The sequence below is a fragment of the Brevundimonas sp. genome, assembly GCF_036399195.1.
Lineage (GTDB): Bacteria > Pseudomonadota > Alphaproteobacteria > Caulobacterales > Caulobacteraceae > Brevundimonas.
On the sequence record NZ_DASWNO010000119.1, the window covers coordinates 1 to 8,457 of the forward strand.

The window sequence follows — 8,457 nt, forward strand, 5'->3', positions numbered from 1 at the left end:
GCAAGCCGCCAACTACGCCAAGTCGGGCCGTCCGACCCGCATCCTGGTCGTCGGCCACGCCGACACCTCGGGTTCGGCCGCCTACAACGTCGGCCTGTCCAACCGCCGCGCCCGCACCGTTGCGGACGCGCTGGTCGCCCAAGGCGTCAACGGCGGCGTGATCTCGCTGGACGGCCGCGGCGAAACCGCCCTGGCCCGCCCGACCGCCGACGGCGTGCGCGAGCCCCTCAACCGCCGCGCCACCATCGGCATCAACTTCCGCTAAACCCGGAAGGCAGAAGGCCAAGACTGCAGAGCCGCCGGTCCCGAAAGGGGCCGGCGGTTTTGCTTTGGGGCGGGGTGGCCAAGCCGTCGCGTGCTGGCTATTCGGTCTCCCTGACCTGAGGAGTGGGCTGCATGCGCGTGGCGATGATCGGAACCGGCTATGTGGGGCTGGTGTCGGGGGCGTGTTTCGCCGACTTCGGCCACGAGGTCGTCTGCGTCGACAAGGACGCCTCCAAGATCGAGCGGCTGAAGCGCGGCGAGATTCCGATCTTCGAGCCCGGTTTGGAGGACCTGGTGGCGGCGAACGTCCGCGACGGGCGGCTGTCGTTCGCGCTGGACGGGGCCGAGGCGATCCGCTCGGCGGATGCGGTCTTCATCGCCGTGGGCACGCCGTCACGGCGCGGCGACGGCCATGCTGACCTGTCCTATGTCCACGCCGCGGCCGAGGAGATCGCGGGCCTGATCGAGGGCTTCACCGTCGTGGTGACCAAGTCGACGGTGCCGGTCGGCACCGGCGACGAGATCGAGCGGATCATCCGCGAGCGCCGGCCCGAGGCGGACTTCGCGGTCGTCTCCAACCCGGAGTTCCTGCGCGAGGGCGCGGCCATCGAGGACTTCAAACGGCCCGACCGCGTCGTGGTCGGGACCGAGGATGCGCGCGCCCAAGCCGTGATGCGCGAGCTCTACCGGCCATTGAACCTGAACGAGACTCCGATCCTGTTCACCGGACGGCGCACCTCGGAGCTGACGAAGTACGCCGCCAACGCCTTCCTGGCGATGAAGATCACCTTCATCAACGAGATGGCGGACCTGTGCGAGGCGGTCGGCGCGGACGTCCAGCAGGTCGCGCGCGGCATTGGGCTGGACAAGCGGATCGGCTCCAAATTCCTGCATGCCGGCCCCGGATACGGCGGCTCCTGCTTCCCGAAGGACACCCTGGCCCTCGTGCGCACGGCGGTCGACGCCGGCGCCCCGGTGCGGCTGATCGAGACCACGGTCCAGATCAACGACGCGCGCAAGAAAGCCATGGCCGGCAAGGTGGCCGCCGCTCTGGGCGGCGATCTGACCGGCAAGACGGTCGCCCTGCTGGGCCTGACCTTCAAGCCCAACACCGACGACATGCGCGACGCCCCGTCGCTGGATGTCGTTCCCGCCCTGATCGCCATGGGCGCGAAGGTCAGCGCCTTCGACCCGGAGGGCATGCACGAGGCGAGCAAACTGCTCGACGGCGTGACGTTCCGGGACGGCCCCTACGACGCCGTCGAGGGCGCCGACGCCGTGGTCATCCTGACCGAATGGGACCAGTTCCGGGCGCTGGACCTGGATCGCGTCAAGCTGCTGCTCAATCAGCCGGTGATGGTCGATCTCAGGAACATCTACCGGCCTGACGACATGCGGGCGCGGGGGTTCCGCTACACCTCGATCGGGCGGGGCTAGCCGCAAGCGGCCGGATCGAGCCGGCTCGTCCAACGTCCGGCGGCCGATACAGAGCTTTGCGCTGCGATTGAAGCGGAGAGGGCGAGGCCTTGGCCCCGCCCTCGGCGTCCGTTCCGTCAGATCAGCCGCGGAAGGGCCGGATCAGGATCTCGACCCGACGGTTCTGGGCCTTGCCCTCGGCCGTGGCGTTCGACGCGACGGGGACGCTCTCCCCGCGCCCGTCGACAAAAAGACGGTCCCGCAGCACGTTCCGGCTGAGCAGATAGTCCGCCACCGAAGAGGCGCGCCGGCGCGACAGTTCCAGGTTGTAGTCGTCCGCGCCGTCGGAGTCGGCGTGGCCGACGATGTCGACGACCGACTGGTCGTAGCGATTCAGCACCGCCGCCACGTCGTCCAGCGTGGCGTAGAAGCGCGAGTTGATGATCGACTGGTTGGAGGCGAAGGTGACGTCGGACGGCATCCGCAGCACGAGATTGTCGCCCTGGCGCGCCACGCCGACGCCCGAGCCGGAGAGCTCGGCCTCGAGTTCGCGCTGCTGGCGGTCCATGTACTGGCCGACGGCGGCGCCGCCCAGGGCGCCGATGCCGGCGCCGATCAACGCGTTCTTCCGGCCTTCTTCGGAGTTGGACGTGTTCGTCAAGTAGCCGAGCGCCGCGCCGCCCAGTGCGCCGGCGATGGCGCCGGTGCCCGTGTTGTTGCGGCGGGGTGCGGAGCTGTAGGGATCGGTCGTGGTGCAGGCGACGCCGCCCAGCAAGATGGCGACGCCGGCGCCCGTCATGAGAAGTTTGCTGCGCATGTCAGGATGTCCTGTGCCGTTAGGGGTCGGCGCCGAAACGTCACCTTGCCGGGATGGTTCCTGTTCGGGGGAGGGCGGTGGGGGCCCAGCATCGGTCACGCACGGTTTTGCCAACGCCGGGGCATAGGGCGTATGAAGCCGTCCGTTTCGTCATTCCGAGGCCCCGCCGTGAGCGCCACCCTGAACACCGACACCCCCGCCGTCGCCGGCCGAGCCATTGAGCCGGTCTCGATGACCCTGTACGACGCCGACTTCCAGGCGTTCGCCGACGCGCTGGGGACGTCGTTCAAACGCTACGGCTTCGCGGTGATCGCGGATCATGGGCTGGACGAGGCGGTGATCGAGGCGGCCATCGACGACGCCAAGGCCTTCTTCGCCCTGCCGGAAGCGGTCAAGCGGCGCTACCACCAGCCGGGCACGGGCGGGGCCCGCGGCCTGACGCCGTTCGGCGTCGAGGCGGCCAAGGGCGCCGCCGCCGTCGATCTGAAGGAGTTCTGGCACGTCGGCCGCGAGCTGCCGGAAGGCCACCCCTACCGCAAATATATGCGGGACAACCTGTGGCCCACGGAAGTGCCCGGGTTCCGCGAACACCTGTACGGGATGTTCACCGCCATGGACGCCCTAGGGGCCAAGATCCTGCGCGCCATCGCCCGCTACCTCGACCTCGGCGACGGCTTCTTCGAGGACAAGGTGGAGCTGGGCAACTCCATCCTGCGCATGCTGCACTACCCGCCCGTGCCGGCCGGCGCGTCCGGGGTCCGGGCCGGGGCCCATGAGGACATCAACGTCATCACCCTGCTGCTTGGGGCCGAGGAGGCCGGCCTGCAGCTGAAGGACGCCGACGGCGAGTGGCTGGACATCGCCCCGCCGCCGAACGCCCTGGTGGTCAACATCGGCGACATGCTGCAGCGCCTGACCAACCATGTGCTGCCGTCGACCAGCCACCGGGTGATCAACCCGGCGCCGGAGCGCGCCAGCTTCGCGCGCTATTCAACGCCGTTCTTCCTGCACTTCAATCCGGACTTCGTGATCGAAACCCTGCCCAGCATGATCACGCCGGACAACCCCGACCGCTACGCCGGCAAGGCGATCATGGCGGAGGATTTCCTGACCGAGCGGCTGAAGGAAATCCGCCTGATCTGATCCGGTCGCTAGCGCGAGATGCGCAGCTTGGTGATGTCCCGGCCGATGGCGGCGAAGGCTTCGGACAGGTCGCCTCCGCTGTCGGCGAGGAAGAAGGCGGACGGCGTCGAGGCGCAGTCCCGGAGCGAGTTGGCGGCGGCGGTGCCGGCGGTGATCCCGAAGCCCACGGTATAGACCACGACGCCCTTGGCCTTCATGGCCGTGCAGAGGGCGGCGCTCTGCGAGAATGGGCTCCCATTGTCGGCGTCGCAGTCGATTTTCGCTGAGCTGGCGCCGGAGCCGGCTCCCGCCTGCTGCGATATCACGCCCCGGCAGTACGGGGTGTTGAACTCGCCGTCGGTCATGATGACCACGGCCTTGAGCGTCTGGGCCGAGTTGTAGGCCGCCGCCGCGCCCGAGGGCCACAGGGTGTTCCAGGCGGGGGAGACCATGTACCAGCCCCAGGCGATGCCGATCTGACCCGCGGTGGATCCGGACACGGCGAAGTTATCGATCCGGCTCTTGAGGGTCCCGGCGTCGCTGGTGAGCGGGATGATGGCGTTGGAGATGCAGCCGCCGTCGAGGCTGGGGTAGTGGCGTCCGACCCAGGAGCCGCTGCCCGAAGCGACGGTCTCGGTATAGCGTTCATTGCCGGTCCGCTCCGTCACGCATGAACTGATGCGGTGCGTCTGCAAATCGCCGTCCATGTTTTCGAAGGCGTAGAAGAGGTCGCCGCCGCCATTCGCCCGCCAGGCCTTCCCGCCCGAAATATACGGGCTCATGGTCGTGGCGTCGGGATCGATGGTGAAGGTGTTCGTGGTCACGTTGCCGACCAGGAAGGTGCGGTCGTTGACCATGCTGTTGTTGCTGCCGTTGACCATCCCGGCAATCTCGTCGATGCGGACGTAGTCGTTGTTCTGCAGGCCGTGGCTGTTCGAGGTCACGGTTATCGAACAGTCGTTGTTCTGGCATTTCTGCACCCGCCCGGTGGAGCCGGAATGCGAGTTGTAGTTCTCGCCGTTGACCCTGTTTCCGCTGAGCCGGTAGAGCTTGAAGGTGTCGTTGGTCTTCCCGCCGATCATGTAGGCCTTGTTGTTCAGCTGGGTCATGCCCGAGACGCCGCTGATCCAGACCACGTCTCCGTCGGAGAAGCCGTGGCCGACCGAGGTGACGACGACCGGGTCGCCCCGTGTCGCGCCGGTGATGGTCTTGGCCGTCCCAATCAGGTTCAGGGCGGCGGCGGAGATGTTGGACGAACCGCGCACCCCGCCCCGCGCCGCCGTCAGATATGATCCGGGGTTCACGGCGTTCGAATACGGGATCAGCGCGATCTTCGAATAATAGGGCGTCTGAATCGGCTGGACGACAAGATCGACCAGTTCCTTGGCCGCGACCTTGAGGTCAGTGATCCGCGTGCCCGCCATCGAGCCGGTGATGTCGAGCACCAGCGCCACCTCGATGTTCCGGGACGAGCGGTCGACTTCGGAGTGGACCCCGACCGGCAGGTAGTCGTCCATGAACTTGCCGTACGGCGGCATGAACAGGTTCGCGACCAGGGTTTTGACGTCGACCGCGGCGTTCGCCACCACGACCTCGTCCCCGTTCAGGACGAAGGTGGTGTCCGCCTCGCGCAGGGTGATGCTCGGATAAGCCTTCAGGTTGGCGCGAAGGGACGCCATGCCGATGCGCTGGATGTCGGCGTTGTTGACGTAGGGAGATCGCGCGGCGGCGAGGGCCGCGGCGTCGACCGCGTCCTGCAGATTGACCCGGACGGTCGAGGCGCGGTGAATGTCCACCCCTCCGACCGTCATCAGGATCAGAACCGGCATGCTGAGGCCGAACAGCATGGCGATGTTGCCGCGCGTGTCCCCCGCCAGACCGCGGGTGAGATCGCGCAGGCCGCGGCCTGCGCCGCCGATCAAGGATTTGAGCCCCATTGCCGCTTCCGCCGTCGCGTCTGGACGCAATCCGCCCGCGCTTTTCCCGTCGAAAATGGACGAACCCGGTTAAGAGAAGGACCAACACCAAAGGTTAACGAGACCCGCGTTTGGTGAAATTCGTCAGGTCTCCCAGCCGCAGTCCTTGCCGCGGTTCCGGGCGGTCAGCCAGACGTTGAGCGGGGCGAAGTAGTCCGTCACCGCCGAGGCGTCGTTGCCGGTCTCTCCGGTGAAGGCCTGCATGGCCTCGGGCCATGGGCGGGATTGGCCCATCTCCATCATCCGCTCAAACCGCTCTCCGACTTCCTTGTCGCCGTAGATCGAGCAGCGGTGCAGCGGCCCGGTCCAGCCCGCCTGTTTGCAGGCCGCGCGGTGGAACTGGAACTGGTAGATGTGGGCCAGGAAGTAGCGGGTGTACGGCGTGTTCCCGGGAATGTGGTATTTCGCGCCGGGATCGAAGGCGTTCTCCGGGCGCGGCCCGGGCGGGACCAGACCCTGATAGCGCAGCATGTTCGCCGTCCAGGCGTCGTTGTATTCCGCGGGCGTCGTTTCTCCGTCGAACACGCCCCAGCGCCACCGGTCGACCATCAGGCCGAACGGCAGGAAGGCGATCTTGTCGAGGGCCATCTTCAGCAGGAAGGGGATGTCCTCGGCCTCGCCCGGCACGCGGTCTAGCAGGCCGATCTGGTTCAGATAGGTCGGCGTCAGCGCGGACAGGCCGATGAAGTCGCCGATGGCCTCATGGAAGCCGTCGTTCGCCCCGTTCTTGAACAGGAAGGGCTGATCCTTGTACTCGCGCTGATAGTAGTTGTGCCCCAGTTCGTGGTGGACCGTGTAGAAGTCCTCGCCGTTCACCTGGGTGCACATCTTGATGCGGATGTCCTCGGCGTTGTCGAGATTCCAGGCCGAGGCGTGACAGACCACTTCGCGGTCGCGGGGGCGGGTGATCATCGACCGCTCCCAGAAGGTCTCCGGCAGCTCCGGCAGGCCCATCGAGACGTAGAAGCCCTCGCCGGTCTCGACCATCTTGCGGGCGTCGTAGCCCTTGGACGTCAGCAGCTGGGTCAGGTCGTAGCTGCTCTCGCCGCCGTCGGTCGGGGCGACCACGTCGTAGATGTTGCCCCATTGCTGCGACCACATGTTTCCCAGCAGGTCGGCGCGGATCGGGCCGGTCTCGGGCTGGACCGCGTCGCCGTATTTGGCGTTCAGGCGGCCGCGGACGTAGCAGTGCAGGTTTTCGTAGAACGGCTTCACCTGCTCCCACAGCCGGTCGGTCTCGGCGGCGAAGGCGTCGGGCTCCATGTCGTAGCCGGCCCGCCACATGGCGCCGGTGTCGGCGAAGCCCAGTTCGCGGCTGCCCTCGTTGGCGATCTCGACCATGCGCGTGTAGTCGGCGGCCATGATCGGCGAGATGGTGCGCCAGCCCTCATAGAGCGCCTCCAGCTCGGCGGGGTCCCGGCTCTCGGCCATCAGGATGGTGGCCTCGTCGAGGGTGATCTGGCGACCCTTGAACTCGAACTTGCCGGTCGCATAGGTCGAATCCAGCCGGGTGGTGATGTCGGCCAACTCCGCCGCCGCGCCCGGCCGGTTGGGCGCCGGCAGCACGATCCCGAGGCGCAGCAGGTTCAGCTTGCGGCGGACGTCATCGGGAACCTGAACGTCGTTGAAGCGGGCCGCGCCGTTGGCGAGCTCGACCTGCAGCTCTGTGTACTCGGCGTTGACACGGCTCTCGAGCCACATGGTGTCGTGGGTGATGTTGGTCGCCCGGGTCCACTGGATGCGGGCCGCTTCCTCGCCGAGGGCGGCGAGGCGCGTCTCGGCGTCGGCCACGAAGGCGGCGGCTCCCGCGGTGCTGACGGGGTAGGGCTGGTCCGAAGACGCGGCGGCGTCGGCCTCGGCGACCGCGACCGCGAGGTCCGCCGAGCGCGCCGTCTCGCGTGCGGCCGCATCGCTCATTCCGTCGGCCGCGCAGGCGACGACGCCGATGTTGAGCGCGCAGACGGCGGCGGCGGTCATCAGGGTGCGTTTCATGAGGCTTCCTCCTTCGCGCGGTTCGCCCGCGTCGTTTCGGGCGGCAGAGGAGGGGAGAGCAACGGCGGCGTCAAGCGTGGCCGTCAGCCGATGACGCAGTCGTCGAGTCCCTGGTTGCGCACCGTTCGCATGGCGGCCTGGATCCGCGCTGCACGCCGCCGCACATAGGGACCGGGCGAAGATGCATTATACCGGCGGGGGCTCGGCAGGATCGCGGCGAGCCGGGCTGCCTCGGGCGCGGTCAGGTCCTCGGCCGACTTGCCAAACCAGTGGCGCGCCGCCGCCTCCGCGCCGTAAACGCCCGGCGCCCATTCGGCGATGTTGAGATAGACTTCGATGATCCGGCGCTTGCCCCACGCGGTCTCGATCAGAACCGTGTAGCCGGCCTCAAGCCCCTTGCGGACCCAGTCGCGGCCGGGCCAGAGGAAGGCGTTCTTGGCCGTCTGCTGGCTGATGGTCGAGCCGCCGCGGATGCGGGCCGAGCCGCGTTCCTCGGCCTGTGCGTTTGCCTTGAGCGCCCGCTCGATCGCCTTCATGTCGAAGCCGCGGTGGGCGCAGAAAGTCGCGTCCTCGGAGGCGATCACCGCCTGGACCAGCCGCGGCGAAATGCGGTCGAGCGAACGCCAGCGGTAGTCCATCCCTTCGCCCTCAACGAGGCGGACGCCCATCAGGAAGGTGGCGGGCGGCGGCAGGAAACGCAGGACGGCGACGCCGCCGAAGACGATCAGCCCGAGGACCAAGAGCACGGTCAGCACCGGGCGGCGCTTCTTCGGGGATCGAGGCGGACTGGCCATGGCCTGATGTGCCGTGGGGGAGGGCGGCTTGGCAAGCGGCTCAGGCGTCGGCGACGCCGGCCTGACCGTCCTCGTC

At 67.9% G+C, this 8,457-nt stretch carries 7 protein-coding genes; 3 read left to right on the forward strand and 4 right to left on the reverse strand.

The window, feature by feature from the left end:
• Positions 1 to 265: OmpA family protein (locus VGB60_RS05615; RefSeq protein ID WP_331037279.1), on the forward strand; the 265-nt coding region annotated here is incomplete at its 5' end.
• Positions 266 to 396: 131 nt separating this feature from the next.
• Positions 397 to 1,701: a UDP-glucose/GDP-mannose dehydrogenase family protein gene (locus VGB60_RS05620; protein ID WP_331037284.1), complete on the forward strand. Its 1,305-nt coding sequence runs from the start codon at positions 397 to 399 to the stop codon at positions 1,699 to 1,701.
• Positions 1,702 to 1,822: 121 nt separating this feature from the next.
• Here VGB60_RS05620 and VGB60_RS05625 read toward each other — a convergent pair whose 3' ends face one another.
• Positions 1,823 to 2,497 carry an OmpA family protein gene (locus VGB60_RS05625; RefSeq protein ID WP_331037285.1) on the reverse strand — a complete coding sequence of 225 codons (675 nt, stop codon included), beginning with the start codon at positions 2,495 to 2,497 and terminating at the stop codon, positions 1,823 to 1,825.
• A 231-nt stretch (positions 2,498 to 2,728) separates the two neighbouring features.
• Here VGB60_RS05625 and VGB60_RS05630 point away from each other — a divergent pair, with 231 nt between their 5' ends.
• A complete protein-coding gene (locus tag VGB60_RS05630; RefSeq protein ID WP_331037288.1) occupies positions 2,729 to 3,640 on the forward strand; it encodes an isopenicillin N synthase family dioxygenase in 912 nt (303 codons plus the stop codon).
• An 8-nt stretch (positions 3,641 to 3,648) separates the two neighbouring features.
• Here VGB60_RS05630 and VGB60_RS05635 read toward each other — a convergent pair whose 3' ends face one another.
• From VGB60_RS05635 to mtgA, 3 genes are all read right to left on the reverse strand, one after another.
• Positions 3,649 to 5,556, reverse strand: a complete 1,908-nt coding sequence (locus VGB60_RS05635; RefSeq protein WP_331037286.1) for a ubiquitin-activating E1 FCCH domain-containing protein — start codon at positions 5,554 to 5,556, stop codon at positions 3,649 to 3,651.
• A 123-nt stretch (positions 5,557 to 5,679) separates the two neighbouring features.
• Positions 5,680 to 7,587: a M2 family metallopeptidase gene (locus VGB60_RS05640; RefSeq protein WP_331037287.1), complete on the reverse strand. Its 1,908-nt coding sequence runs from the start codon at positions 7,585 to 7,587 to the stop codon at positions 5,680 to 5,682.
• 83 nt (positions 7,588 to 7,670) lie between these two features.
• Positions 7,671 to 8,381 (reverse strand): monofunctional biosynthetic peptidoglycan transglycosylase, encoded by a 711-nt coding sequence (gene mtgA, locus VGB60_RS05645; protein WP_331037289.1) that lies wholly within the window; start codon positions 8,379 to 8,381, stop codon positions 7,671 to 7,673.
• Between the last annotated feature and the right edge of the window lie 76 nt (positions 8,382 to 8,457).

What these genes read in the sequence shown, in the direction of transcription:
- VGB60_RS05630 (WP_331037288.1), top strand. Translation starts at nt 2,729, where the DNA reads ATGACCCTGTACGACGCCGACTTCCAGGCGTTCGCCGACGCGCTGGGG.
- mtgA (WP_331037289.1), bottom strand. Translation starts at nt 8,381, where the DNA reads ATGGCCAGTCCGCCTCGATCCCCGAAGAAGCGCCGCCCGGTGCTGACC.
- VGB60_RS05620 (WP_331037284.1), top strand. Translation starts at nt 397, where the DNA reads ATGCGCGTGGCGATGATCGGAACCGGCTATGTGGGGCTGGTGTCGGGG.
- VGB60_RS05640 (WP_331037287.1), bottom strand. Translation starts at nt 7,587, where the DNA reads ATGAAACGCACCCTGATGACCGCCGCCGCCGTCTGCGCGCTCAACATC.
- VGB60_RS05625 (WP_331037285.1), bottom strand. Translation starts at nt 2,497, where the DNA reads ATGCGCAGCAAACTTCTCATGACGGGCGCCGGCGTCGCCATCTTGCTG.
- VGB60_RS05635 (WP_331037286.1), bottom strand. Translation starts at nt 5,556, where the DNA reads ATGGGGCTCAAATCCTTGATCGGCGGCGCAGGCCGCGGCCTGCGCGAT.